The organism is Bradyrhizobium sp. P5_C11_2 (genome assembly GCF_054049755.1).
The window spans coordinates 1-25,355 of record NZ_JBFULT010000042.1; the positions used below are offsets into that span (position 1 = coordinate 1).

Annotated in this window: 24 protein-coding genes and 1 tRNA gene; 9 read left to right on the forward strand and 16 right to left on the reverse strand. The window is 63.7% G+C overall.

What is annotated here, in order from left to right; genetic code table 11:
• From ACXJL8_RS07020 to ACXJL8_RS07040, 5 genes are all read left to right on the forward strand, one after another.
• A partial coding sequence (locus tag ACXJL8_RS07020; protein ID WP_456684795.1) for an NADH oxidase occupies window positions 1-757 on the forward strand: 757 nt, incomplete at its 5' end.
• 109 nt (window positions 758-866) lie between these two features.
• Complete coding sequence (locus ACXJL8_RS07025; protein WP_456684796.1) at window positions 867-1,865, forward strand: MBL fold metallo-hydrolase; 999 nt, start codon at window positions 867-869, stop codon at window positions 1,863-1,865.
• A gap of 183 nt (window positions 1,866-2,048) precedes the next feature.
• Complete coding sequence (locus tag ACXJL8_RS07030) at window positions 2,049-2,600, forward strand: NADPH-dependent FMN reductase (protein ID WP_456622463.1); 552 nt, start codon at window positions 2,049-2,051, stop codon at window positions 2,598-2,600.
• A gap of 193 nt (window positions 2,601-2,793) precedes the next feature.
• On the forward strand, window positions 2,794-3,111 hold the full coding sequence (locus ACXJL8_RS07035; RefSeq protein WP_456622462.1) for an FtsB family cell division protein: 318 nt from the start codon (window positions 2,794-2,796) through the stop codon (window positions 3,109-3,111).
• Between the two features lie 216 nt (window positions 3,112-3,327).
• Window positions 3,328-4,290, forward strand: a complete 963-nt coding sequence (locus ACXJL8_RS07040) for a GAF domain-containing protein (protein WP_456684797.1) — start codon at window positions 3,328-3,330, stop codon at window positions 4,288-4,290.
• A gap of 288 nt (window positions 4,291-4,578) precedes the next feature.
• Here the strand turns inward: ACXJL8_RS07040 and ACXJL8_RS07045 are convergent, their stop codons facing one another.
• On the reverse strand, window positions 4,579-5,364 hold the full coding sequence (locus tag ACXJL8_RS07045) for an SDR family NAD(P)-dependent oxidoreductase (RefSeq protein WP_456618204.1): 786 nt from the start codon (window positions 5,362-5,364) through the stop codon (window positions 4,579-4,581).
• A 135-nt stretch (window positions 5,365-5,499) separates the two neighbouring features.
• Here ACXJL8_RS07045 and ACXJL8_RS07050 point away from each other — a divergent pair, with 135 nt between their 5' ends.
• Window positions 5,500-6,198 carry a histidine phosphatase family protein gene (locus ACXJL8_RS07050; RefSeq protein WP_456618203.1) on the forward strand — a complete coding sequence of 233 codons (699 nt, stop codon included), beginning with the start codon at window positions 5,500-5,502 and terminating at the stop codon, window positions 6,196-6,198.
• A gap of 69 nt (window positions 6,199-6,267) precedes the next feature.
• Window positions 6,268-7,035 (forward strand): SDR family NAD(P)-dependent oxidoreductase, encoded by a 768-nt coding sequence (locus tag ACXJL8_RS07055; RefSeq protein ID WP_456684798.1) that lies wholly within the window; start codon window positions 6,268-6,270, stop codon window positions 7,033-7,035.
• A 118-nt stretch (window positions 7,036-7,153) separates the two neighbouring features.
• Here the strand turns inward: ACXJL8_RS07055 and ACXJL8_RS07060 are convergent, their stop codons facing one another.
• Complete coding sequence (locus ACXJL8_RS07060) at window positions 7,154-8,386, reverse strand: serine hydrolase domain-containing protein (RefSeq protein ID WP_456618201.1); 1,233 nt, start codon at window positions 8,384-8,386, stop codon at window positions 7,154-7,156.
• Window positions 8,387-8,534: 148 nt separating this feature from the next.
• On the opposite strand from ACXJL8_RS07060, the gene ACXJL8_RS07065 reads away from it, so the two are divergent.
• A tRNA-Trp gene (locus ACXJL8_RS07065) sits at window positions 8,535-8,610 on the forward strand.
• Window positions 8,611-8,716: 106 nt separating this feature from the next.
• Here ACXJL8_RS07065 and ACXJL8_RS07070 read toward each other — a convergent pair.
• The 3 genes from ACXJL8_RS07070 to ACXJL8_RS07080 form a co-directional block, all read right to left on the reverse strand.
• Window positions 8,717-9,478, reverse strand: a complete 762-nt coding sequence (locus tag ACXJL8_RS07070) for a glycosyltransferase family 2 protein (protein ID WP_456618200.1) — start codon at window positions 9,476-9,478, stop codon at window positions 8,717-8,719.
• Between the two features lie 145 nt (window positions 9,479-9,623).
• On the reverse strand, window positions 9,624-10,130 hold the full coding sequence (locus tag ACXJL8_RS07075; protein WP_456618199.1) for a hypothetical protein: 507 nt from the start codon (window positions 10,128-10,130) through the stop codon (window positions 9,624-9,626).
• 9 nt (window positions 10,131-10,139) lie between these two features.
• Window positions 10,140-10,646: a hypothetical protein gene (locus tag ACXJL8_RS07080; RefSeq protein ID WP_456618198.1), complete on the reverse strand. Its 507-nt coding sequence runs from the start codon at window positions 10,644-10,646 to the stop codon at window positions 10,140-10,142.
• Between ACXJL8_RS07080 and ACXJL8_RS07085 the strand changes: the two genes are divergently transcribed.
• Complete coding sequence (locus ACXJL8_RS07085; RefSeq protein WP_456684799.1) at window positions 10,646-12,466, forward strand: hypothetical protein; 1,821 nt, start codon at window positions 10,646-10,648, stop codon at window positions 12,464-12,466. The two genes, ACXJL8_RS07080 and ACXJL8_RS07085, sit on opposite strands and share 1 nt — an antisense overlap.
• On the opposite strand, the gene ACXJL8_RS07090 is transcribed toward ACXJL8_RS07085, so the two are convergent.
• From ACXJL8_RS07090 to ACXJL8_RS07140, 11 genes are all read right to left on the reverse strand, one after another.
• The gene (locus tag ACXJL8_RS07090; RefSeq protein ID WP_456618196.1) at window positions 12,463-13,497 is read right to left on the reverse strand and encodes a Gfo/Idh/MocA family protein; all 1,035 of its coding nucleotides are present in this window, start codon (window positions 13,495-13,497) and stop codon (window positions 12,463-12,465) included. The genes ACXJL8_RS07085 and ACXJL8_RS07090 overlap by 4 nt on opposite strands.
• 3 nt (window positions 13,498-13,500) lie before the next feature.
• Complete coding sequence (locus ACXJL8_RS07095; RefSeq protein WP_456618195.1) at window positions 13,501-14,718, reverse strand: class I SAM-dependent methyltransferase; 1,218 nt, start codon at window positions 14,716-14,718, stop codon at window positions 13,501-13,503.
• Window positions 14,711-15,928: a class I SAM-dependent methyltransferase gene (locus ACXJL8_RS07100; protein ID WP_456618194.1), complete on the reverse strand. Its 1,218-nt coding sequence runs from the start codon at window positions 15,926-15,928 to the stop codon at window positions 14,711-14,713. Before ACXJL8_RS07100 ends, ACXJL8_RS07095 begins: the two co-directional genes overlap by 8 nt.
• Before the next feature lie 265 nt (window positions 15,929-16,193).
• Window positions 16,194-18,074: a hypothetical protein gene (locus ACXJL8_RS07105; protein WP_456684800.1), complete on the reverse strand. Its 1,881-nt coding sequence runs from the start codon at window positions 18,072-18,074 to the stop codon at window positions 16,194-16,196.
• Window positions 18,075-18,396: 322 nt separating this feature from the next.
• Window positions 18,397-20,682, reverse strand: coding sequence for a hypothetical protein (locus tag ACXJL8_RS07110; protein ID WP_456684801.1), 2,286 nt, complete (start codon window positions 20,680-20,682; stop codon window positions 18,397-18,399).
• A gap of 16 nt (window positions 20,683-20,698) precedes the next feature.
• Complete coding sequence (locus ACXJL8_RS07115) at window positions 20,699-21,679, reverse strand: lysylphosphatidylglycerol synthase transmembrane domain-containing protein (protein WP_456618191.1); 981 nt, start codon at window positions 21,677-21,679, stop codon at window positions 20,699-20,701.
• A 61-nt stretch (window positions 21,680-21,740) separates the two neighbouring features.
• On the reverse strand, window positions 21,741-22,319 hold the full coding sequence (locus ACXJL8_RS07120; protein ID WP_456618190.1) for a WbuC family cupin fold metalloprotein: 579 nt from the start codon (window positions 22,317-22,319) through the stop codon (window positions 21,741-21,743).
• Complete coding sequence (locus tag ACXJL8_RS07125; RefSeq protein WP_456684802.1) at window positions 22,297-22,962, reverse strand: class I SAM-dependent methyltransferase; 666 nt, start codon at window positions 22,960-22,962, stop codon at window positions 22,297-22,299. Before ACXJL8_RS07125 ends, ACXJL8_RS07120 begins: the two co-directional genes overlap by 23 nt.
• Window positions 22,963-22,987: 25 nt before the next feature.
• Window positions 22,988-23,380 (reverse strand): LIC12192 family sporadic carbohydrate cluster protein, encoded by a 393-nt coding sequence (locus ACXJL8_RS07130; RefSeq protein ID WP_456618188.1) that lies wholly within the window; start codon window positions 23,378-23,380, stop codon window positions 22,988-22,990.
• Window positions 23,373-24,179 carry a sporadic carbohydrate cluster 2OG-Fe(II) oxygenase gene (locus ACXJL8_RS07135; RefSeq protein WP_456684803.1) on the reverse strand — a complete coding sequence of 269 codons (807 nt, stop codon included), beginning with the start codon at window positions 24,177-24,179 and terminating at the stop codon, window positions 23,373-23,375. The genes ACXJL8_RS07130 and ACXJL8_RS07135 overlap by 8 nt, the downstream gene beginning before the upstream one ends.
• On the reverse strand, window positions 24,176-25,294 hold the full coding sequence (locus ACXJL8_RS07140) for a DegT/DnrJ/EryC1/StrS family aminotransferase (RefSeq protein ID WP_456618186.1): 1,119 nt from the start codon (window positions 25,292-25,294) through the stop codon (window positions 24,176-24,178). The genes ACXJL8_RS07135 and ACXJL8_RS07140 overlap by 4 nt, the downstream gene beginning before the upstream one ends.
• Between the last annotated feature and the right edge of the window lie 61 nt (window positions 25,295-25,355).

Here is a 25,355-nt window from a genome sequence, read left to right on the forward strand (position 1 = left end):
GTATGCGCAGTATCGCACCCTGAAGGTGCGCGAATGCCTGCCGCTGCCGGCGGGCACCACGCCGGCGGAAGGCGCGTCCTGCTTCGTCAACCCGCTGACTGCGCTCGGCATGACCGAGACCATGCGGCGCGAGGGCCACAAGGCGCTGGTGCATACCGCGGCCGCCTCCAATCTCGGGCAGATGCTGAACAAGATCTGCATCAAGGACGGCATCCCGCTGGTCAACATCGTGCGCAGCAAGGAGCAGGCCGACATCCTGCACAAGATCGGTGCCAAATATGTCGTCGACTCCTCAGCACCGAGCTTCCTCGGCGATCTCACCAATGCGCTGGTCGAGACCGGCGCCACCATCGCCTTCGATGCCATCGGCGGCGGCAAGCTTGCCGGCGACATCCTCAACTGCATGGAAGCCGCGATCAACAAGACCGCCAAGGAGTACAGCCGTTACGGCTCCAACGTGCACAAGCAGGTCTATGTCTACGGCGCCCTCGATGTCCGCCCGATCGAGCTGCCGCGCGGCTTCGGCATGGCCTGGGGTGTCGGCGGCTGGCTGTTGTTTCCGTTCCTGATGAAGATCGGGCAGGCGGACGGTGCAAAGCTGCGCCAGCGCGTCGTCGACGAATTGAAGACGACCTTTGCGAGCCACTACACCAAGGTGGTGTCGCTGCAGGAAGTGCTCGACCCTGCCAATATCGCGGTCTACGCCAAACGGGCCACCGGCGAAAAATTCCTCATCAACCCGAATAAATTGTCGTGATCAGCGCCGGGGCGTCACCCAAAGAAGGCCTTGCCTTCTGAGCGAAGCGGGGGATTATTCCGCCGCTGTTGAAAGCGGGACAACCGCAAGCAAAGAAGGGGACACTTCCATGACTGATCTGAATCGCCGCCACTTGCTGGCGGGCGCGGCCGCTGTGGGCGCAGCTGCCGTTACCGGGCTCGGACCGATCACTGCGCGTGCCTCAGTGCCGCCAAGCGGGACGCAGGCGCCGGGCTTCTACCGCTACAAGGTCGGCAGCCTTGAGTGTACCTCGATCAACGACGGCGCGCGCACCTTCCCGATGCCGGACAAGTTCGTCGTCAACGCGCCCAAGGACGAGGCGCTCGCCGCCGCCGAGGCGGCCTACATGCCGAAGGGCATGRTCACGGTGCCGTTCAATCCGCAGCTCATCAACACCGGCTCCAAGCTCGTGCTGATCGACGCCGGCAACGGCGTGGCCAATCTCGAGCCGAGCAAGGGCGCGGTCGGCCGCACGCTGCAAAACCTCGCGGCCGCCGGCGTCGATCCCAAGAGCATCGACGTCGTGCTGTTGTCGCATCTGCATCCCGACCACACCAACGGCATTCGCCTCGCCGACGGTGCGCTCGCGTTCCCGAATGCCGAGATCATGGTGCCCGGCAAGGACTGGGAGTTCTGGACCAGCGAGGACAACGCCGCCAAGGCCGAGTCCAACGCGATGATGAAGAACTATTTCGCCAACGTGAAGAAGACCTTTGCCGGTCTGGAGTCCAAGGTCACCAAGTACGATTGGGGCAAGGAGGTCGCGCCCGGCATCACCTCGATCGCGACGCCCGGCCACACCCCGGGGCACACCTCGTTCGCGGTCGCCTCGGGTGACGCGAAGGTGCTGATCCAGTCCGACGTCACCAACATCCCGGAATTCTTCCTGCGCAATCCGGACTGGCACGTGATGTTCGACACCGACGCCGCGTTGGCGCAGGAAACGCGCCACAAATTCTACGACATGGCGGCGGCGGAAAAGGCGACCGTGATCGGCTTCCACTTCACCTTCCCCTCGGTCGGCCATGTCGAGAAGGACGGCGCCAAATATCGCCTGATCCCGTCGGCCTGGAATCCGACGATCTGATCCGAGTTACAGATTTGCGCGAAAGATCGGGCCGCCGCGTGGCGGCCTGATTGTTTTGGGCGACCATCTGCTTTCGCGAAACGCTGCGTTTCCAAATCGGACCGGTCCATGCACTTGCATCCATCGAGCGAGATCGCTTAAGTGCCGTCCCGGCACTCCCGCTGAAGACTTCGAGGACAATCCATGGCCTATAACATCGTCACCATCGCCGGCAGCCTGCGCAAGGACAGCTTCTCGCTGAAGATCGCCAAGGCGCTCGCCAAGCTCGCGCCGGCGTCCCTCAAGCTCGAGGTCGTCACGCTGGCGGGCATCTCGTTCTTCAACCAGGACCTCGAGGGCGCGCCGCCCGCGGACTGGCTGGCCTTCCGTGACAAGCTCCAGAAGTCGGACGGCGTCCTGTTCGTCACGCCGGAATACAATCGCGCGATCCCGGGCGTGCTGAAGAACGCCATCGACGTCGCCTCGCGGCCCTATGGCAAGAGCTCGTTCAACGGCAAGCCGGTCGGCATCGTCTCGAACTCGCCGGGCCCGCTCGGTGGCGTCAGCGCCGCAAAGACGCTCCAGAACATCCTGCCCGGCATTGCTGGTCCGATCATGCAGCAGCCCGAGATCTACCTGAACGCCGTCGGCGACGCTTTCGATGCGGACGGCAATCTGGTCAAGGACTCGCTGAAGCCCGTGCTCCAGGCCTATATCGACGCCTTTGCCGTGCACGTGGCGAAGCATCACGGCTGAGGCTTTTCTTCGTCATGGCCGGGCAGAGGCGCGAGGCGCGTCTTCGCGCCAGATGTCCCGGCCATCCACGTTCTTGCGTGCGACGACGAAGAACGTGGATGCCCGGCACAAGGCCGGGCATGACGATGACGATTGGTGCCGCGGGCAGGGGACAATTAGCACTCCCTTAACCAAGCTGCCCCATCCTGCCAAAATGGTCTCCCGTGCGCGCCTGAAATCGATCCTGACCGGTCTCGCCCTCTACGCGATGGCCGCCGCCATCGTCGGCTATTTCGGCGTCAACGCCTATACCGGCAAATACGGCCTGAATGCCCGCCAGGAACTCGACCAGGAGATCATTGCGCTAACGAGCGAGCTGGCGCAGCTCAAGCGCGAGCGCGCCAGGAGCGAGCAGCGCGTATCGCTGCTGCGCTCCGAGAAGATCGACCCCGACATGCTGGACGAGCGAGCCCGCTTTCAGCTCGACTATGCCAATCCGCATGATGTCATTCGGTTGAGCAACTCGAACTAGCGCTTTCGGCAGTTTTCGAGACCGGCATCGAAAGCCGCTGTCGACATCCGCCAGGCGTGTCTCAACTCTACCGAAAGTCGTAGCTCTGGAACCGGGCTGCCGCCTTGACGGCAACGCCGCAACGGGCTCATGGCTTCTGTCGCTGCCGCCCAGGGTTGACGCAGATCAACCGGGTGGTGCCGGCACAGCCTAGACTGCCTTCCGGAGGAAACAGTGATGAATGGGTCAATGCCCCGGCATCACGCGGCCCGTGTCGAGGCCGCCATTGCGTCAGGCCAGGCGGCTCGCTCCGCGCTCGTGGCCTCGTGGTGCCGTTCGTCCCGGCTGCATCATCTCGATCCCGGTGGCCGTCACGCGCCGATGCGGCTCAGCGAAGCCGAGTTGCGACAGGCGCGCGAGCGCGTCGCGCCGCKGCTGGCCGCCGCGCGCGGTGCAATGGACCGGCTCTACCAGGCGGTGGGCGCCGCCGGCTGCTGCGTGCTGCTCGCCGACGGTGACGGCGTGCCGGTYGATCGTCGCGGCGCGCCGGCCGACGACGCCACCTTTCAATCCTGGGGCCTGTGGACCGGCGCGCTGTGGAGTGAGGAGCACGAGGGCACCAATGGCATCGGCACCTGTGTCGTCGAGCAGCGTCCGCTGACGATCGACCGCGATCAGCATTTCTTCACCCGCAACACGCTGCTGAGCTGCACCGCCGTTCCGATCTACGACCATGACGGCAGATTCGCCGGCGTGCTCGACGTCTCCTCCTGTCGCGCCGACCGCACCGACGCCTTTGCCAATCTGATTGCGCTCGCGGCGGGTGAGGCGGCCAAGCGGATCGAGGCCGACCTGTTTCGCAGCGCTTTCGCCCATGCCCGCATCGTGCTGACGGCGACGGCGGACGGCCAGTGCGGCGGCCTGGTCGCGGTCAATGCGGATGATCTCGTGATAGGCGCGACAAGGTCTGCCCGGGTGGGATTGGGAATCGCGCCCGGCCGCCCGTTGCAGCCGGTGCCCGCGGCCGATCTCCTCGGCGGCGATGCCGCGCATGACCACCTTGCCGGAGGTCAGCGCGCGGTGCTGCAGCGGGCGCTGTTGCGCGCGGGCGGCAATGTTTCGGCGGCCGCCAAGGCCTTGGGCGTGAGCCGCGCGACCCTGCACCGGAAGCTCAATCGGTTCGGGCTGAACGCGCATTGAGCGCTGCTGTTTCATCAGTCGTCATTGCGAGCGTAGCGAAGCAATCCAGAATCTTTCCGCGGAGGGACTCTGGATTGCTTCGCTMCGCTCGCAATGACGGTGTTGATGCAGTAGCGCCAACTATCTCCCCATCGTCGTCCCGGCCTAGTGCGCAATTGCGCACGGGGGGCCGGGACCCATAACCCCAGGGTGTAGTTTGGCGAAGATTGTTCGTTCGGTACTTCTGCCAACCGCGATCGATAGAATCCGAGGTATGGGTCCCGGCCTTCGCCGGGACGACACTGTGTGCTAAACCGGCTTGCCCGTATACGGCATCGATGCCGTGAGCCCGCCGTCCACTGGGAACGCCTGGCCGTTGACATACGACGCCTCGTCGCTGGCCAGGAACAATCCCATCGCGGCGAGTTCGTGCGGCTGGCCGGGGCGCTTGAGCGGATTGAGCTGGCCGATCTTGTCGGCGGTGCCGCGCTCCTTGGCGCGGTCGAAGATCGGCTTGGTCATGCCGGTTTCGATCAGGCCGGGGCAGACCGCGTTGATGCGCACGCCGGTGCCGGTGAGCGAATAGGCGGTGGTCTGCACCAGGGAGATCACGCCGGCCTTGCTCGCGGCATAGGGATGCCCGCTGGCGCCGGCCTTGAGGCCTGCGACGGATGCGGTCAGCACGATCGCGCCGGACTGCTGCTTCACCATGTGCGGCATCGCATGTTTCACCGCGAGGAACGGTCCGATCAGATTGACGCGCAGCACCTCCTGCCAGTGCTCCACGGTCTGCTCGCCGAGCGGGACGAGCCCGCCGGAGACCCCGGCATTGGCCCAGATCACGTCGAGCCGGCCGTGCGTCTTCACCGCCTTGTCGATCACGGCGATGACGTCCGTCTCGGAACCTGCATCCGCCAGCATCGCTTCGGCGATGCCRCCGGCCTTCCTCACCTCCTCGACGGTTTCCTTCACTGCCTCGGTCCGATCGACCGCGATCAGCTTTGCGCCTTCCCGGGTGAACAGCAGCGCAGCCGCGCGGCCGATGCCGCTGCCGGCGCCGGTGATGATGACGGATTTGCCTTGCAGGCGGCCCATGCGTTTCTCCCTTGTGGTGCTCCACGCGACGCTTGCCGCGCGACGGAATTTCAAACAAGATTTCAAACAGTAAAGTGTCTTGAGACACGTTCGCCACTGACGTACAGCGACATGACATGGGATGGAAGGGTTTCGATGGCAGCCGCAGACAAGCCGAATGTGGTCACGACACGGTGGTGGTGGGTCCGTCACGCGCCGGTGCGCAATGACGGCGGCAACATCTACGGGCAGAGCGATCTACCCTGCGACACCAGCGATACCTACGTTTTCAACGCTGTTGCCAAGGTGCTGCCACGCAAGGCGGTCTGGTATTCGAGCAATCTGATGCGCACGCATCAGACGGCCGAAGCGATCTGGGCGGCCGGCTTCCCCCGGCCTGCGTCGATGAAGTGGGAGCCGGACCTCGCCGAGCAGAATCTCGGCCGCTGGCAGGGCATGAACCGCGCCCAGTTCATTGCCAGCCGCCCCGTGGGCACGAGCTGGTTCGCCGACATCAACGAGCCCGCGCCCGGCGGCGAAAGTTTCATGGACCTCTACAACCGCACCCGCCGCACCATCGAGCGGATCAACAATGAGGCGGCCGGGCAGGACGTGATCGCGGTCGCGCATGGCGGCACCATCAAGGCGGCGATCGGTCTCGCGCTCGACGGCCAGCCGGAGCGGGGGCTCGCGTTCGATATCGACAATGTGTCGGTGACGCGGCTCGATCATTTTGCAAGTCCCGAGCGCACGGTCTGGCGATTGCCAATGGTCAACCAGCAGCCATGGATCGCGGATGACGCGCACGCCGCGATGCACCAACTGGCGGGKCCGGAAGTCAAGAAGCTCGCCTGAGCAATTGTCGGGTCGCGCGGACGCGGCGTAAGCTTCGGGCCAATTCAAATCACAATCTGGGAGAGAAACATGACCTTGTTCGACATGAAGGGGAAAGTCGCCGTCATCACCGGCTCGACGCGCGGCATCGGCCTCGCAATCGCCGAGCGCATGGCCGAGCACGGCGCCAAGGTCGTGATCTCCTCGCGCAAGGCCGACGTCTGCGACCAGGTCGCGAAGGGCATCAATGACAGGTTCGGCAAGGGCACGGCGGTAGCGATCGCCGCCAACATCTCGTCGAAGGAGAATCTGCAAAACCTCATCGACGAGAGCAATCGCGCCTTCGGCAAGATCGACGTGCTGGTCTGCAACGCCGCCTCGAACCCGTATTACGGTCCGCTCGCCGGCATCTCCGACGATCAGTTCCGCAAGATTCTCGACAACAACATCGTCGCCAACAATTGGCTGATCTCGATGGTGGTGCCGCAGATGATCGAGCGCAAGGACGGCTCGATCATCATCGTGTCCTCGATCGGAGGCCTCAAGGGCTCGACCATCCTCGGTGCCTACRCCATTTCCAAGGCCGCCGACATGCAGCTCGCGCGCAACCTCGCCTGCGAATACGGCAAGGACAACATCCGCGTGAACTGCATCGCGCCCGGCCTGATCAAGACCGATTTTGCGAAAGCGCTGTGGGACAATCCGGAGAATTTGAAAGCCTCGACCTCGCGCTCACCGCTCTTGCGCATCGGCATCCCCGACGAGATCGCGGGCGCGGCCGTGTTCCTGGGCTCGAAGGCCGGCGACTTCATGACCGGCCAGACCATGGTGATCGACGGCGGCGCGACGATCAGCTGACGCGATAGAGCGTCATCCCGGGGCGCGCTTAGCGCGAACCCGGGATCTCGAGATTCTCAGGTGCGCAATTGCGCACCATAGTTCGGTCCTGCGGACCGCCCCGGAATGACCCTGCGGGTCAATCCACGGCCGCGTAAACCAGATCCCGCACCAGCGTCCGCGTAAAATCGCGCTGGCCCGGGCCCTGGCTCATGAACACCGCGAACAGATCCTCCTTCGGGTCGATCCAGAAGAACGTCCCCGCAATGCCGCTCCAGAAATACTGGCCGACGCTGCCGGGGAAGGGCGCGATGCCGGCTTGCGTGCGCACCGCGAAGCCGAGGCCGAAGCCGTGGCCGGGCGAGAGCAGGGTGCCGTTGGTCACGACGCCGGGCCCGAGGTGATCGGAGGCCATCAGCTCCAGCGTCTTGCGGCCGATGATCCTGGCGCCGTCGAGCGTGCCGCCATTGCGCAGCATCAGCGCGAAGCGGGCATAGTCCATCGTGGTCGAGACCAGCCCGCCACCGCCGGACTCCATCACCGGCTGCTCCAGCATGTTGAAGAGGCCGACCTTGTCGCCGGTCCAGGGATCGGCCGCAAAGGGCTCGGCGAGCCGGCCGGCATTGGCCTCAGCGGTCGAAAAGCCGGTCTCGGCCATCTGGAGCGGGGCAAGGATGCGCTCAGTGAGGTACGCGCCGAGCGACTTGCCGCTGACGATTTCGATGATGCGGCCGAGGATGTCGGTGGAGCGGCTGTAATTGAACTCGTCGCCGGGGTGGCAGACCAGCGGGAAGCTCGCCACCAGGGCCGCGTGCTCGGCATTGGTGATCTTGCGGCTGCGCACCCGGGAGTCCTGGTAGATCTTGTGCACCGGGCCGTCGCCCTGGTGCTCATAGGTCAGACCAGAGGTGTGGCGGAGCAGGTCCTGCACCGTCATCGGCCGTTTGGGTGGCACCAGGTCCAGCTTGCCGCCGCTGACGACGCCGACCTTCTGGCCGGCGAACTCCGGAATGAATTTCGCGACCGCGTCGCTGAGCAGCAGGTAACCGTCCTCGACCAGGGCCATGATGCCGACCGACACGATCGGCTTGGTCATTGAGAAGATCCGGAAGATCGAATCATGGGCCATCGGCGCGGACCCGGTCGGGCTCTGCCGGCCCAGCGCCTCGAACCAGCCGACCTGGCCGCGCCGCGCCACCAGCACGGTTACTCCGGGGATGGTGCACTTGTCGATCTCGCGCTGAAAGGCGTCCGACATCGCCTGGAGGCGGGGCCGCGACAGGCCCAGCGTTTCCGGCTTGGCCTCGGGCAAAGGCGGGGTTTTTGGCGCGGCGGCGCGCGGGGCGGCTGTGGCGGACGCTTGGGCAGTCATGGGCACTCCCGGTTGCTCTTGATTATCGGGAGCGGACTGTGGCCCAGAAGCCGCGGCACAAACAAGCGAAGCCAGCGCGCTTCACCCTTGCAATCCGGCCGCCCCCTGTGCTTGAAAGCGGCCCTGATCCGCGGCGACGCGGGTCCGTAGGAGTGTAGCTCAATTGGTAGAGCACCGGTCTCCAAAACCGGGGGTCGCAGGTTCGAGCCCTGCCACTCCTGCCAGCTAAATCAACCACTTAGATCAGGTTCTGGCGGGACGGGGACGATACGTCCCCTCATCTTGAGCCGTTTTGGCCGGCCGCCGCGATGATAACCCCCAAGCCGAGGTCTAGTGCGCGGAGGTCCGCCTGGCGTCGGCGGGAACCTGGCTGAGATCGACGTCCCGGATAGGGACGCGACGGAGCAGCGAGACGATGGTCCCGCCGAGCTCGAAATAGGTCCGCAGCCGCAGTGCACGGGAAGAGCCCTTCAGCTCCGCGTTCAGGCTCACCGGGACCTGCACGTGGGTGAGGCCGAGCTGCAGCAGCGAGATGAGGGCGCAGATCTGATAGCCGTAGCCGTCGGCCTTGACCGCGATCTGGCGCAGCCATTTCACGGGGTAGACGATCATGCTGTGGTAGTCGGACAGCCAGAATCCGAACAGGCAGTTCAGGATGAGCCGCAGCGAATGCGACTGGATCGAGCGGTTGACGGAGCGGTCCGACTGGTTGTCGCGGTAGGTGATGACGATGTCGGCGGCACCCGCCGCCTTGAACATCCTGGCAACGCCCTCGTTCTGAAAGGCGTGATCGCCGGGAATGAGGGTGATGGCATCGAACTTCGCGCGCGACAGGGCGTATTCGAAGCCCGCGCCGACACCCCGCCGCTCGGCGTTATGATGCACGACGATCCGCGGCTCCGCGGCAGCGAACTCGTCCATGATCGCGCCGGTGGCGTCGGTGCTGCCGTCGTCGATCAGGAAAATCTCGAAATCGTCGAGCAGCTCGCGTGCAAGCGGCAGCACGCCGCCGATGGTATCGGCGATCTTGTCCTGCTCGTTCAGCGCCGGAATGACGATCGTAAGCCGTTTAGCTGCCCTGGAAGGTGTCATCGGATACTGCCCCGTTGCCGGCCACTCTTTACTGGTGGATCCCCTGCCGCAACCCTAGGTCATCCGAGCCGGGCGAACAATACGGAACGCCCAGGTCTGGCCTGCGGAACCGGCACGGAACCAGCGATGTGTGTGTTTCGCGCAACTAGTCTGAGAAATCATAGAGACTCGTGTCGCCGATCCCGAAGGCGCGGCGCAACCGCCCGATGCGGTCTGCCAGATCCCGGCCTGCCGCCGTCGGGGCGAAGCGCGCGTCGACCTGTTCGACCAGGCCGCCGTCGACCAGATTCCCGGTTCGCCCCTGGAACAGGTCAGGAACCTGCCGTTCGATAATCTCCGACAGCGGAGCCCTCCGGTCGGGCCGGTCGAGGAGGCCCAGCAGGATGTCCAGCGAAACCGATTTGTAGACTGCGCCAAAAGCGAAAACGTAGGCCATGACGCAAAATCCGAAAATCGACCCGGCGTCCCAGTACTGGAATTGCGGGACGACGAGAATGCCGAGCATCACGCCGAGACCATGCGAGACGATTGCGGCGATCGCGAGCAGAACCACGGGGCCGACCGGCCATGCGAGAGCACGGGACATGAGCTGCAGGGCAGGCGCCAGCAGGGCGAACACAACGACGGCGAAGAGTCCGACGGCAAAGGACATCGTGGCCGCTCACCCAAGTCCCGTCGACAGACGAACCAGTTTGACGAGACGCGCGATCGCCAACCCCTTGGCTGTTGCGACCAGCCGGCCGTCTGCCGTCATCACCATCCCCGCGCCGACCAGGAGTTTCAGGCGATTGTGCGTGAAGGTGCCGAGATCTCCGCCCTGCATGTAGGCCGCGGCCCATTGCTCCAGGGTGAGGGGACGTCCGGCCTGGACGAGTGCCGTGAGCAACGTCAGCGTGAACCCCCAGGCCAGCAGGCTGAACAGGATGTAGCAAAGCATCATCGCCGTCGCCAACAGGAAGAGACCGCCAACCACGTCGTCGAGATGGCGTTGACCGGGAAGCGCGACACAGGCGATCGCGTACAGGGCGATGACGCTGACGCAGCCCAGCCGAAAGCGGCGGCCGGATCCGCCGGTCGCGGCGATGCGCGCGTAGCACAGCAACAGCAGTGGAAACGCGATGCTGAGGCAAATCGCAGCGGCTTGCGCTGGTCCCGGTAGCATGTTCATTGCGGAAAATCGCCCCGGACGCCTCTCAGGCCCAGCCCGAGCGAAAGTCTATAGGAGGTAGTATTTTTCCGGTCAAGGGAGCCCGCCGTCCCGCTCTTGCGGCGGTCACGCGGGCGTGCCAATTCTTGCCGGCGATGCCCTTCCTCTCCCGTCCGAGCATGTCCCCATTGCTGCGCGCGATAGCAATTCTCCTCGTGGTGTTGCTGGCGGCGCATGCGCCGATGCTCCTGAACGACGGCCTCTTCATGGACGACTGGCTGGTGCTCAAGCCGCGTCCGGACTACTTCATCGACATCGATTTCCTGCTGAACGGCGCCGGCCATCCGATCTTCTACAGTTACGACACGTTCGCGAACTGGACGGGCGCCCCCATCGCCGTGATGACATCGCTGGCGTTCGCCGGAATTCTCCTTGGCGCGATGTGTCTGGTGCTGACGGCAACGCGGCTCGGATTGCTCGACCGGGCCGAGGCGGTCGGCTTTGCGCTGATCGTCTGGACCTATCCCGGCTATCAGCTCTGGGCGGGTAAGGCGAACGCGGTCTACGTCTTCAGCTTCGGACTTCTGTTCGTCGGTGCGTGGCTGTTGACGCTCGCCTTCGGCGCCCGCGGCCTGCGGCGTGTGCTGCTTCGTGTGGCCGGCGCGCTCGTGTTCCTTGTGAGCTTCGCGCTCAACTCGACGATCGTGCTCTATGYCTTCGTGGTCCTCGGTCTTTTCGTTGCGATATGGCGGGGCGGGGACGCCGCGCACGGCTTCGTCCGTCGGACATGGCTCGCGGCCTGGCGCTGCGCGCTGCTCTATCCGGAATTGATGGTGTTGCCTCTGGTCTATTGGGGCACGCTCAATATCTGGTTCAAGCGGATCGGCGTGTACGCGCAGCACTATGACGCCCATTTCCCGACGCTCGGCGAATTGGCGAACGGATGGCAGGCATTTTTCGTCACCAGCTATAGGGACGTCCTGGCCCACGCATTCCGGGCGGCGATCGGAGGCCCGGCGCTGTTCATCGTGGCTGCGGTCCTCGTCGGCATCGTCATGCTGCTGTTGCGTCCTGACACGGAGCCCACCGCGTCCAGAAGGGCTACCGCGTTGCTGCTCGTGCTCGCCGTGGTTTTATTCCTCGCATTGTCGTCCCCCTATCTGATCGCCGGCCTGCGGCCTTCTTCGACGCATTTCTACGAGAGCCGTCATCTCCTGATGTTCGGCCTGCCGTCGGCGCTGACGCTTCTTGCATTCAAGCGGCTGGCCGAACGTTCGATCGGCCCCGGCGCCGCCTTTGCGCTCGTGTTCGGTTTGGGAACGACCTTGTCGATCGGCATGCTGTGGACCGACTACGTCTTCATGCAGGCGAGAACGCTGAAGCAGGAGGCTTTGTCGCGCGACCTCGCCAGCCGGGTCCAGCCTGCGGCGACGGTCTATGCGCTCGACGACGGCTTCTTCGATTACCCGTCACGGCATGTGCCGTTCGGCCTGGCCGAGGTCACCGGCATGCTCCGCCTTGCCTGGGGCAACCAGCCCTTCTTCGGATTTGCTCTGCGTGCCGAGCGGCCCAACATCCTCCAGGGAATGGCGGAGGCGCGGACGGCTCCGGGAAGTGCGTTCCATCATTTCGATCCGTCGGGGCCGCAGGCGACGATCTCGTTCCAGCCGGGTCCTGCGGCGGCGGCGAACCAGACGTTGGTGCGGAAGTACTACGCCTGCCGGCTGCTGGCGCGCTGCGATGTTGCAGAGTTTCTGGCTCAACTTGCGCAGGTCACCATCAAGCTGGGCCCGATCGCCGGTATCACGCCCCTCGACGCAAAGAAGGACGGCGCGCCCTAGCCGCCGGCCCGCGGCTTCCAGACCGCTTCTGCAAGCGCGATGTCGGTCAGCGAGTCCTCGCCGGAGGCGAGGGGCTTCCTGCGCTCGATGATGTCCGCGACGAAGGCGTCGGCCTGGCGCCGAAATGCCCAGCTCATCTCAGCTGTCACCCGCGTGCTTTGACCATCGCGGTCGAGAATGAGCTGCGCCTCTTGCTGGGCAAAGGGTGGAGGCAAATCCATGGTCACCGCGCCCCGCTCAAAAGCGATCGTCAGTCCCTCGCGCCAGGCCCCCTCGGACCCGTTCACGAGGTCCAGCGTGCAGGCGATGCCGTCGAAGTCGAGGGTTATGCGCGCGGCTCCCGAGGTCTCGACGGTGCTTTCGGCGACTGTCGGCGACGATCCGAGCACGTAGCGGGCCAGATTGATGATATGGCTGAAGACGTTCAGAAAATTGTCGTAGCCGGGCCGCATCGCGCTTGGCATCCAGTCGGGACCATCCTCCCAGAGCTCGAGCCCGTCCGGCCGGGCTTCGCCAGTCATGACGAAGGCGTCGCGCGATCCACCGGTGCTGCCGCCAAAACACCAGCCGCGCGCGCCGACGATACGTCCGAGCGACCGGTCGGCGCGAATGCGCGCAAGCTCGGCCAGGGCGCGCGCCACGCCGGCGTCGTGTCGCTTCATGTAGCCGATGCCGTAGACGAGGTCCTGCCGCCGCGCAGCCTCGACCAGCAACACCGCCTGCGCGGTTGTGTAGGCCATCGGCTTCTCCGACAGCACGTGCCGCCCGCTGTTCAATGCGTCGAGGACAATCGGCCCCGTCGCCCGACGCTTCGTCACCACGACAACGCCGGACACTTCGCTGTCCGCGAGCAGCTCCCGGTGCGTCCCATAGACGCGCGGGACGCCGAATTTGGCCGCCGCGGCGGCCGCCAGATCCGGCCGGAGATCGGCGATCGCAACGACGCGGCAGGCAGGATTGGCGGCGAAATTGGCGAGGTGGCACATCTGGCCGACCATGCCCGTTCCGATGATGCCAATGCCCGGCCTCACTGGCTACGATCCCTCCTGCGAGGCCTCGAGACGCTTGCGGATGACGAGGAAATGCGCCGGCTGCCCCCAAGTGTTGATGAAGGCCGGATCGGACTGCGTGAGGGCCGTGAGCGTCGCCACGTCCCGCTGCCCGATCGCGCTGAAAATGCGATGGAAGCTGTCGAGTGTCGCGGTGATGGCTTCGATGTCGGCAGCCTCGTCGGCGAGAATCTCCGTCGCGCCGATCGTTTCGCGCAATGCCGCGAGGCTGGCGATCACCCGGGGCAGGCTGTCGCCGAAGGGGGCGTCGACCAGTCGGTCGACATCGAGAACCAGTGCTTCGATCGAGGCCGAGATTGCGTCCACCGCCTCGGCGTTGCCGACCAGATAAAGCTTTCGCCCGCCGAGGAAGCTGAGGCGGCTGCGGCCGAGATGGCGCGTGGCGCGGCGCAGCTTCTCCTCACCGGGCAGCACCTTCTTGTGCCAGTAGACGTCCAGGCTGTCGCGGTAGGACGGCCACGCCGAATGGACGTCGAAGCCCAGCCCATCCGCCGCGCGACACAGGGCCGCCGCGTCGAGGAAGTAGGGGTGCCGGACGAAGGGATTTTCGAGCACGTCCATCAGCCAGGATTCGAAGCTGCGGGTGTGCGGAATGCTGTTCCACTTTGCATCAAACAGCAGCTTCGCCGTTTCGAGCGCCGGACGGCCGGTCAACGCCTTGCCGGCGGCATGGATCGCCTTGAGTGCGAGCTCGAAGAAGCCACCATAGCGCTCGTAATAGGAAACGACGGCGTAGCCGTCGGGATTGAGCAGCCGGTGGAAAATGCCGAGCCACGTCTCAGTCGGCTGTACCGTATAGATGAATCCTTCGGCATCGATGATGTCGAAACGGCGATCGCTGCGAAATCCTTCGACATCGGACAGCGCGAGTGCGCGGAGACGCTCCGTCAGGCCGAAATGCGCGAAATAGGCTTGAATCTTCGGATGCGCATGCCGGTTCGGTTCCGCGAGTGTCATGTTCGCGCCCCAGCCGGCAAACGCCAGGGCGTTCTCGCCGGAATCAGGACCGAATTCGAGGACCTCGGCGTCGCGGAACAGGCGCGGGGGCAGCACCAGCTTGTCCGAAAACAGCTCGCGCCGCTGGCTGGCATAGGCCGCGAGTTCAGCGGCCGACTTGAAATTTCCGAACGTCGGCAGCACGTCCTGACGTTCGTAGTAGTTGAAGAGCTTGTCCTCAGCCATGCCGCGACCCTGCGACCGCCTCGAGACCGTCGAGCTCGCTCCAGATATCGGACGGCGCGAAGATCGAAACGATGTGCAGAGGGCGCTTCAGGTTCTCACGCAGCCGGCTGCTGACCTTCGCCTCGTTTTCCTGGTTCACGGCCAGGAGACAAACGAGCGGCTCAGCGTTGCCGGCGAGCTCGTCCGGGGAACGGATCGGAATGCCGGTACCGGGCAGGAACAATCCCTGGCGCTCCTTCTGGTCGTCGACCGAGAGATCGACGAGGTCCGCCAGCTCATGCGCATTGGTGAAGGTGCAGGCGCGGCAGCCCGCGCCATAGATCGCGATCTCGGTGCCATTAGCACGAGCCTTGGCGAGGATCGGGCGCAGGCGCTCGCCATACTCCCGCGCGCGCTGACCGAATCTCTCGCCGACGCCGGCCGGCGCGGGCGGCACCGTCACCGGGCCTGCGGCACGGCGGGCGGCGATCGCGAGACTGCCGCCGCTGAAATTGTATTTCTTCACGGACACCGCCTCGAAGCCGTGGCGCGCGAGCAGCGCGACCAGAGTCGGCTCGGTGAAGTAGCTGACGTGCTCCTCCCAGAGCACCGAGAGATCGCCTGCCGTCGAACCGGGTGCGAAATCGGGCACGTCGATGAACAGCAGCCCGTCCTCCTTCAGCGCGATCTTCACGCAGGCGAAGAAGTTCTCAAAATCGACGATGTGCTCGAGCACCTGGCGCGATATCACGAGGTCGAACTTGCCGGACTGAGCGACCGCGTCGTGGGCCATCTCCGGACTGAGCATGTCGGCATAGACCTTGATGCCGCGCTCGCGGGCGATCTTGCCCGACACCGGATTGGGCTCGACGCCGACCATGATCTTGGTGCCGCGCTCGCGCAGCCTGTCCATGAACAGGCCGTCGTTGCATCCGATCTCGAACACGGATTGGTGGCTCGAGAATTTCGCGATGGTATCGAGTTCGTCCGGCTGGTGGGGCTCCGGCTTCCAGCTGCTGAAATTGTAGTTGAACTGGCGATACAGGATGTCGGGGTCGATCGGCTTGACGATCTGAGGCAGACCGCAATCGCCGCAGGCGAGCACCTCGAACGGATACCGTTCCTCCTGCTCGTTCCGGCTGTGCCGAAGCCGATGCGCAATCGGCATTTGTCCGAGGTCGATGACCGGTCGCAGGTTGGTCGAATGGCAGAGGCGGCAATGGTCGGTCACGGGCTATTTCTCTTTGCAGGAACAGTTTTGAATCGGCGTCCCGAGCCATTACGGCCCGCAGCTGGTAGCCATTCTACGGCTATATAGGGCCCCCGCGTGCACCTCAATTAATAAGTTAGGTTGCACACTGTCCGCGAGCACCTTGTCCGACAGTCGGACTGGCGAAAACAGTGCCGGTTCGGGGGGCGTGACCATCTCGCGAGGGTCTGGCCGCCGCGAGGGTTCCCGGCCGCCCCTTCGGGCGCTCCCGGGGAGGCGACCGCTATTAACGCCGCCTCGCGTAGAGGGTCAGGTTGCCCTTCGTCTGAACCGGCACAAAGTCCTTCTTGATGCGCTCCACGACCTCGCGGACACGTGGCGATTCGGGCCGGGTCTCGACGATGTTGTCGTAGAACAGCCGGTCCGCGTCGTCCATCGAGGGGCCGATGAAATGCTCGTCGAAGGAGGCGAGCAGCGGCATGAAATAAGCTTTGGGCGCCCGGTGAGCCTGGGCCAGGTAAGCCCAATCCATGAAGGCAATGACGAGGACGCGTTCGCCGGGCTTCGAGCTCTCCTGGATGAACTTGGTTTCCGTCTCCGTGATCCGGCCAAAGTCCTCCTGCCACGTACCGGGAGAGGGGGACGCAAACGGCCATCTCAGGAGGCTTGGATAGTTTGCGTACGATCGCAGGCCATAGGGGTGCGGGTTGAGTCTATCCTGCACAAGCAGCAGGGCAACGAGCGTCGCGGCGGCCGCCACGGCGCCGACGGCTCTCCTGAACGCCGGTTGCCAACTCTTGGAGAACTGATGAGCCCACCAGGCCGCGACGATAGCCAGCGGCAAGGCATTCTGGTGCCAGACCGCGTCAAGCGTTCTGTTGACCCATTTGATCATCAGCGCGATGCCGATCATCGACAGCGCCAACAGGACTCCGGTTACGAACCGGTCGCGCGGAGGATCGGACGCCCGCGACAGTCTGATCGAAGCCCAGCCGACCGTGATGCATCCGACGATCTGGAGCGGCAGATTGTAGAGCATGCTCCACCTCAGCCACCATTTGATCGGCGAGCTTCCCCATCCCGTACCGTAGAGCACGAGCGGGCGGAAGCATTCGATCAGGAACGTCAGGGACAGGGCCCTTGATCCGAACAGCAGCAGGCACAGCAACATTGCGGCGGCAATCGAGGTGACCACGAATATGAGCGCGTTGCGATAGCCTGGAAAACCTCCGGCGATCGCGGCGACAAAGGTGCCTGTCACAAAGAAGAAAAGTCCGATCTCCGTCTGCCAGAGCAGGGAGACCGCGCACATGATCGCCGATGCGATCAGCCATCCGGGGCGCCTGGGGTCGGCGCAGTGCAGGCCGATGGCGAGTGCGAAGACGATCAGCAGGGGAAAACGGGTGGGATAGGCGGACGGCGAGTAGAAGTGATTGGTGGTGGAGAAAGCCAGCACGGCCAGCGCCGTGACGATGCCGATCGCTGCGAGTCTCGACCTGATCAGATACGTCAGAAGAAAATAGGCCTGCACATATACGGCAAGTGTGATCGCGATGTTCAGTCCGACCACTCGCATGGCCGCCGACTTCCAGCCATCTCCCATGATGAAATGAAAGAACCAGCCGAGTGCCGGGCCATAATGTGAATGGTAGTCCAGTCCCGGAACCAGGCCGGGCGCATAGTCGTAGAGCGCCGGCCCGATGAAGTAGCTGACCTTATGCGCCTCGTCGCGCACGACCGAGGTCACGCGCTCGAGGTCCGACGGTATCAACAACAGGGCAAGGAATGCGACCGCAAGCAGATCGGGCAGCCCCACGCGGAAGGGAGTACCAGTCGGAGAGCTCTCCTTCAGAAAAAACGCATCTGCCCGCCGATTCGCTATGACCATTGCGGCCGCGATCGCCAGAAGGACGGCCGCGACTATGAAGCTGCCCCGATCGTTCGCGTAGTAAAGCGCAACGTAGACCAAGCATGCCGTGATCGTGCGCAGCGTCAGCGAGCCCGACGATCGATGCGCAGCATACAAGGCGGCCGCGGCCGCGATCGGCCCGGACAGGAAGAAGGCCCCGTAGAACGCCTTCTTGCAGACGTCGCAGTTCTTCTGGGCTGCGGACAGATCAAATCCGTCGTCGAAATTCCACTGGAAGGCCGGAAGGTAGTCCTTCAACAGCAGTAACGCCACGTAGGCTGCGGCACATCCAACGAGAGCGGCCACAACCGCCCGGGCAGCAGTCGAGAAGTCCTTTGTGTATTGCACTAGATCGTCTCGGCGCGCGCAAGGATCGAAGGAGAGTGGACAGTCATGCCGAAGACGGCAACCAGGCCGAGAATTTCGATCCTCTTCGAAATCACGCCCAGGCCCCGATTGCCCTCGGGGCAATGGATATCGCTCTTACCATCGCAGGATTCACCGGGCAATCCCACGGACCAACTGGCTGAAGCCGGATACCACGGCCAAGATGGCAAATAGCAGCGCGTTGAAACGCCTCTCATTGGCATGCGAAGACCCGGTCGAGTATCGCCGGGTCCGCTCGCCTTCCGCCAGGAGGTGAACGGTGTTTCATCACCTCAAACGGTTCCGTCCCGTAGGCCTGCTGGTAAATCTCTTTCGATTTCGTCCGTAAGGCCGAAATGCCGGTCACAACCTCCGGACTCAGTGTTTGGTCGTCGTCCTTCCACGTCACGATCCAATAGTCCGGTGTCTCGCTATGAGCACCGAACCGCTTTTCCAGTTCGGTTTTTTGAAACAGGTCCGAAAAGCCGTTGAGCCAGAAATCGCAATTCTGCTTCTGGACATAAAAGAGCTTTACGCCGAGCGACCGAAGAGCGGCTTCCGCCGTATCGGCGCTCCCCAGCGCGATTTCCTTGAAGTTGCGTGCAACGTCGCTCTCATAGGTATGGATGATCTTGCCGCGCGTGAGCAGAGGCGAGAAATAGCAGGGCACCATCGCGCGGTAACCGTTCAGGGCGAGGATGCGATCGAATCCCGTTGATCGCTGCAGTTCGAGGCAGCGTTGCCAGGTCGGGGTCACATGGGGCATTTGTTCGAGTGAGCGTCCGGCGACAAAAGCCAGGGCCTCGTTGTGCTTGAGGCTCCTCAACGGAAACCAACTGGTCGTCCATGCGCAGGCGATGAGAAGTGCCAAAAGCGCCGCATTGGGAGCGAAGCGCCCGGCGAACCACGCCGGCGCCCACCGCCGCACCAGGACCACCCCCCAGCAAGCGATTGCGACAGCTGTCAGCGGGAATAGCGCGTTGACGTGAATGGATAGTCTGATCAGGCTCGGAATATTCAGCGTCATGTCCAGAAGCCGGACGCTGGCGACGTAGGCGATAACGATGAAAAGTCCCGCGGGACTGGGCAATGGCTGCGACTGCGAGACGTCGGAGCGATCGGGAAACAGTTTTGAGTCCGCGAAGGCGACTGCACATGCCGTTATCGCGATAAGAAACGCGACCGCCACAACGGACCTTACCTGTTTGAAGAAAGCGAACAGTCCCGCCTTGCTGAGAAAGTCGGTGACCTCCAGCGACTGTGCCATCACGAAGTAATCAAGAATGTCGAGGCTGCCGAATCTGGAGAAACGTTCGACCGACACGACATGCCGGAAAAGCGAGTATGGATTGGTCGCGGGGATTCCGAGATAGAAATAATTGACGGAGAAAGCGAGGACGCATCCCGCGACTGCCCCTAATCCCAGCAATGTACTGGTGATGATGCCCGATCGGTCCCGCTGAAATGCCTTGGTGAGCACGCCCAGCGACGAGATCAGAAAGACAAACGCTGCGTAAAGCGGATATGAGGCGGCGACGGCGAGGGCGCAGATTCCGGCGGCAAACTTGTCCCGGCTCTGGGAAGAGCGAATGACGACCAGCAAAAGATAAACGAAGAACGCGGCCGTCTGAAGGTGATATTTGCCGAACTCCATGACGTGGAGGCCGGGTTCGACGCTTGGCACCGTTCTGGGCCAGGCAAGGCCGAGGATGGCCAACCCGAGTGCGATCGGTATGGCTGCGTGCTCCCAGGAGCGTCCAAGGGCCTTCAACGGCAGAATAATGCGGGCGAGGTCAAAAACGACCGCGCCGATTGCAACGAAGTAGAGAAACGAAATGATCTGAGCGACATGGGGCGGCAGAAACGTCGCCAGCAGCAGGTGCAGCCCGTTCCCGTGGCCGATCTCGAAGTCCGAAAAGATGGGATTGTCAGCCGCGAGCCAGATGCTGTGATTTCTCGCGACTTCGGCAAGATAGGGTGCGTAGAGCTGCGGAACGTCGCTTGAGACGACGTCAGGCATCACGGCGCGATCAAAGAAAACCGTCAGCAGAAGTGAAAGACCGAGCAGCGACATCGCGACCATCGAGAAGCTCGCCGCGCGCTTGTGCGGCATCTTGAAGTTGCGGATGTCCCAGACGAGAACTGCGAGCGCAAGCCCGAGCACGATTTGCGGATAAAGGATCGAAAGGGCGCCGAACCCAAATCCCATCAACATGAGCGCCGCGGCGCCAACAAAGAATTCGTCGACGCGCTGAGTGGGTTCACGCTTGATGAGCGAGAACGTCAGGCGTCCGGTCGCCATGACAAGCCAGCCGAGATAGGGCGTCAGGACGATCCAGGCCACGACATAAAATCGCGTTGTCCAGCCCCCATCGAATATCAATGCTCGGTAAGTGCCGGGTCGGTTCAGGCACCAGATCGAAAGCGCGGCCGGCGCGCAGACGAGGACGCGCCACCACAACGCCTCGACAACAGCGTGTAGGGATTTCATCCGTGTCATGGCTGATCTGTCATCGCTAAATCGGCGCGGTGTCGACCCGTTCGGCAATGGCCCGCGCTTTGTCCGGGCTGAAGTTGGCGCGCTCCGGTGCGACCAGCCATACCAGGCCGCCGAACAGTCCGACGATCAGGGCACCAAGACCCAGCAAAACCGATATCGCGAGCGCCTTGTCGGATGCGATCCCGCCGAGGCCGAGCGCGGCAACCATCGCACCTTCCCGCACGCCCCACCCTCCGATCGAGATGGGGACCGCGGACGACAGGATGACAAGTGGAACCAGAACGAATGCGTCTAGCGCCGAGAGTTTCGCTTCCATTCCGATCGCGAGGACATAGCAGGCCGCGACGGTGATCAGATGGATGATGACGGCGGACGCGATCAACATTCCGCGGCCTTCAGCCGCGAGCAACGGGGCCCTGACGAGCATCGCGAATTGAAAGACCCTGCCCGGCAGGGCCGCGATCGCGCGGGGCGACCACCGATCCAGCGTGACCAGGGCGATTGTGCCGAAGCACCCGGCTGCAATGACGCCTATGATGGCGAAAAGGAGCGAGCTCTCGCCGACGCGCGCGAGCAGGAACGGCATTCCTGCCAGTATCACGAGACCGAGACCCAGCAGCCCGACGAAGCGATCGGCCACGATGCTGCTGAGAGTTTGCGACCATTGCACGCCATGCCGCCGCAACATCCAGATGCGAACCGCGTCACCGCCCGCGGGCAGCACTTGATTGAAAAAGGTGCTGACAATGAGAATGCGCCACCCCGCCAACCAAGCCAGGGACACGCTCATGGCGCGGAGGATCAGGATCCAGCGGTGACAGAGCACGAAGGTCTGGGCGAACAACAGCAACACTGCAAGCGCCAGCATCTCCAATTTGACGGCGAGAAGATCGGCCTTCAGGGACGACAGGTCCTGGCCACGCAACAGCAATACGAGGATCCCGATCGAGACAGCGAACTTGACCAGGGTAACCAGTGCTTTGGCAGACTGCTTCATCGGCTAATTTCGTCCTCGAGCAGTCACGGCGGGATAGTCGAGCAGCGATGTCGGTCGAAGTCTATTGTCTCGCCACATGCTCCGCGGCGAGCGCACCAGTCCTTGTGACGTAGTTCTGGACCGCGGCAACGTCGCTGCCGTCGGGCGCCCAGTCCGGAAATGAGGTGCGGGAGGGATCGAACGGGCCGGCGGTGGTTTCGTGAAACACCAGCCATTCCGAGGTGATCAGGATCGAGTGGAACACCTGCTCGGGCATCCGGTAGTAGCAGCGCTTGCCCTGGCCGTAAGGCGCCATTTCGAGCACGTCGCGAATCCGGCCGTCATCCTCGAAGATCACCACCTGCGCGGTGCCCTCGATGACGTGGAACGACTCCGGCTTGCCGAAATGCTTGTGGGGCCGCACGTAGGCTTCGCGATGATGCACGATCAGCATCTCGTGCAGGCCGGACGAGGGATCAGGATGCGTGCACAGCCGGCTGCGCAGGCGTGGGTTGCCGACGGCGATGCGTTTCAGTTCCGCGATCGTGGCGTCGTCCGCTGTGACGATGGCATCGTCCGAATAATAGACTTCGGGATTTTGTGCCCGCAGCGACGTTGGGCGYCGCCGGTCGCCTGCGTCATTCGAAGAAGATGAAGCCATGGTCGCCCCGGTAGCCGCATTTGTCGTAGATCCACGCCCATGTTTCCGGGCCGTGGAAGCTCAGGCAGGTGAGCTGCCAGTAGAGGAGATTCGCCTTCTCGCGTTCGTTGCGGAACGATTCCACCATCAAATATTTCGAGGTGCCACGCCCGACGCGCTCGATCTCCGAAACCGCGCGGAAGACGTCCTCGAGCGGAAGATTGTGCAACACGCCGAGCGACACCACGAGGTCGAAGCTGTGGTCGGGGTAGGGAAGCTCGGTGGCGCTGCCGACCTTCAGCTGCGGCCGCACCTCGTCCTTGGCGTTGGCGATGCCATATTCGGAGATGTCGATGCCGGCGATCGTGAGGCCGGGCACGAGCTGGGCGAATTCGTAGAGCAGATAGCCCTTGCCGCAGCCGACGTCGAGCACGCTCATCCCGGGCTTGATGCCGTAGCGGTCGATCAGGGTCTGGGCGAGCGGGCGCCAGCGTCCGTCATAGCGATAGCCGCCATAGCCGTAGCGCCTGTCCCCGTCCCAATAATCGTGTCCCCATTGGCGAGCGACGGCGGCGGATTCCGCCTTGTCATGCTCGACCACGCGCTGAACGTAGTTCCGCTTGGTCGATGCGTGCATCGGCTGGAGCAGGTTGATCTCGGTCATGGTCCCCAACCGGTCCGCGGCATCGTCACAGGATGGTCGCGTATTTATTGACGAGCAGGATGTCCTCGACCGCCTGGATGCCCTCGCGCGAGGACAGCGTGATCTCCTCGACGGCCGCGTGCAGATCGCAGCCCTCGCGCAGCACGCGGTCGTAGATCTCCCGCCGCCGCGCCTCGTCGGGCGGCAGCATGAAGATGCTGTAGAGGATCAGGCCATTCAGCCGCGGCAGCTCGTCCAGGATGTCCTCGAGCACCATGTAGCTGCCGGGCATGATGTGCTCGACGGCGCTGAGCAGATATTGCAGGTTCTTGCGCCGCGCGTAGTCGCGGATCACGATGTTCTGGACGTGCTGCGGGGTCCGGCTGCCGTTCAGCGGCCGCGCGCCGATATAGCCGCGATGGCCGGCTCGCTCAGCCATGGAAGCCTCCCGGCAGCTTGTATTGCATGCCGACGCGCGTCGCCGGACGCAGCAGGATCGGTTCGAAGAATTCGCCGAAGCGCTTGTCCGCGTAAGGCGACATGATGCTCTTGAAGCGGCAGTTCATGCTCCAGCGCGTGCCGGGCTCCTCGTTGACGCGATTGYCGTGCATCAGGGTCTGGTTGAACAGCATCACGTGACCGTAGGGAATCTCGATGAAGGTCGCGTGCGGCTTGATCGTCTTGTACAGCTCCTCGGCGCTGCGCAGGCTGGCCATCCGGTCCTGCATGTCGCCGTTCAAGGACGGCGGCAGCAGATACATCGCCTTGGTGCGATGGACGTCCACCAGCGGTACCCACACCACGACCTCGAACGGGGAGTCGCCCGACCAGACGTCGGAATGGGTGGCGAGCAGCGAGGAATCGTCACCGGGCATCTGGATGCTGAGATTGACGCGGCGCTGCATGCAGAGCTCGTTGCCGACGATGGTCTCGATCGTCGAGCGCGCCAGGCGGAAATAGGTCGGACGAAACCAGGGCTCGGCGTTGAGGCCGTTGAAGACGTGCAGCCGCAGGCCGTTGAGATCGTCGACGCTCACGCGCGTATGGACGCTGTCGAGCATCGCATAGGGATCGTTGCTGTGCGGCAGCTTCAGATAGTCGGCCGCAAGTTCTGCGGCGCGCCGCTGGATTCGGTCGAGCCCTGCGCGGTCATCGGCCGGCGTCGTGACGAAGCCGTTATCGATGAAGCGCTGCGCCAGCGCCTGCTCGTCGGCCTGGAGGAAGTCCGTATCCATCATGCAAAATACTCCCGGGCGGTCGCGCAAATATAGCTGATATCGGCGGCCGAGAGGAACTGGTTGATCGGGAGCGTGAGGATCTGATCCGCCTGCCGCTCGGTCACCGGAAACGCGCCGCGTCCGTGACCCAGATGCGCCGCTGCCGGCTGCAGGTGGATCGGAATCGGATAGTGGATCGCGGTCTCGATCCCCTTGTCGGCAAGATATTTCTGGAAGTCGTTGCGGCGGTCGGTTTGCACGACGAAGGTGTGGAAGGTATTGAACTCGATATTGCGGCAGGGCGGAACGAACAGGGGGAGCCCCGCAAGCTCGGCGCGGTATTGCGCGGCGTTGCGCCGCCGGCGCTCGATCACCGAGGGCAGGTTGCGCAGGCGGATGCGAAGCAGTTCGGCCTGCAGCGTGTCGAGGCGTGAAACCATGCCCCATTCCTGGACGTCGCTGCGGTTGATCAGGCCGTGATTTCGCAGGCGACGGATTCTTGCGGCGAGTTCGCCGTCGGCCGTGACGATGAAGCCCGCATCGCCCGCGGCATTGAGATTCTTCAGCGGGTGAGCGGAGAAGCAGCCGAACGTTCCGATGGTCCCGCTCATCCGTCCGTCGTAGGTCGAGCCCACCGCCTGCGCGCTGTCCTCGATCACCGCAAGACCATGCTTTGCGGCGATCGCCATCAACGGGTTCATGTCGGCCATGCGTCCGGTCAAGTGCACCGGCATGATCGCCTTCGTCCGCGGGGTGACGGCGGCCTCGACGGCGGCCGGATCGATGTTCTGGTCCGGCAGCACGTCCGCAAAAATCGGCGTGGCGCCGACGGCGACGACCGCCGCCGTCGATGCCACGAATGAATTCGGCGGGGTGATGACCTCGTCGCCGGGGCCGATGTTGAGCGCCCTCATGGCGAGGATCAGCGCATCGGTGCCGGAATTCAGCGTCACGACGTGCGGTGAGCCGAGATAGGCGGACAATTCCTCTTCAAGCTTTGCGACCGCCGCCCCGCCGATGAAGTCGCCGCGCTGGAACACGCCCTCGACTGCCTGCATGATGTCGCCGCGCTCTTCCTCGAATTGCGCGGGAAGATTGACGTAACCGATGCGCCGGCGACCGGTGTCAGCGTCCATGGCAAAACTTCCGAACGGTCTCGATGACGCGGTCCTGCTGGGCGCGCGCCAGATGCTGATC

What these genes read in the sequence shown, in the direction of transcription:
- ACXJL8_RS07030 (WP_456622463.1), top strand. Translation starts at nt 2,049, where the DNA reads ATGGCCTATAACATCGTCACCATCGCCGGCAGCCTGCGCAAGGACAGC.
- ACXJL8_RS07035 (WP_456622462.1), top strand. Translation starts at nt 2,794, where the DNA reads ATGGTCTCCCGTGCGCGCCTGAAATCGATCCTGACCGGTCTCGCCCTC.
- ACXJL8_RS07060 (WP_456618201.1), bottom strand. Translation starts at nt 8,386, where the DNA reads ATGACTGCCCAAGCGTCCGCCACAGCCGCCCCGCGCGCCGCCGCGCCA.
- ACXJL8_RS07070 (WP_456618200.1), bottom strand. Translation starts at nt 9,478, where the DNA reads ATGACACCTTCCAGGGCAGCTAAACGGCTTACGATCGTCATTCCGGCG.
- ACXJL8_RS07075 (WP_456618199.1), bottom strand. Translation starts at nt 10,130, where the DNA reads ATGTCCTTTGCCGTCGGACTCTTCGCCGTCGTTGTGTTCGCCCTGCTG.
- ACXJL8_RS07080 (WP_456618198.1), bottom strand. Translation starts at nt 10,646, where the DNA reads ATGAACATGCTACCGGGACCAGCGCAAGCCGCTGCGATTTGCCTCAGC.
- ACXJL8_RS07095 (WP_456618195.1), bottom strand. Translation starts at nt 14,718, where the DNA reads ATGGCTGAGGACAAGCTCTTCAACTACTACGAACGTCAGGACGTGCTG.
- ACXJL8_RS07110 (WP_456684801.1), bottom strand. Translation starts at nt 20,682, where the DNA reads ATGACACGGATGAAATCCCTACACGCTGTTGTCGAGGCGTTGTGGTGG.
- ACXJL8_RS07115 (WP_456618191.1), bottom strand. Translation starts at nt 21,679, where the DNA reads ATGAAGCAGTCTGCCAAAGCACTGGTTACCCTGGTCAAGTTCGCTGTC.
- ACXJL8_RS07125 (WP_456684802.1), bottom strand. Translation starts at nt 22,962, where the DNA reads ATGACCGAGATCAACCTGCTCCAGCCGATGCACGCATCGACCAAGCGG.
- ACXJL8_RS07130 (WP_456618188.1), bottom strand. Translation starts at nt 23,380, where the DNA reads ATGGCTGAGCGAGCCGGCCATCGCGGCTATATCGGCGCGCGGCCGCTG.
- ACXJL8_RS07140 (WP_456618186.1), bottom strand. Translation starts at nt 25,294, where the DNA reads ATGGACGCTGACACCGGTCGCCGGCGCATCGGTTACGTCAATCTTCCC.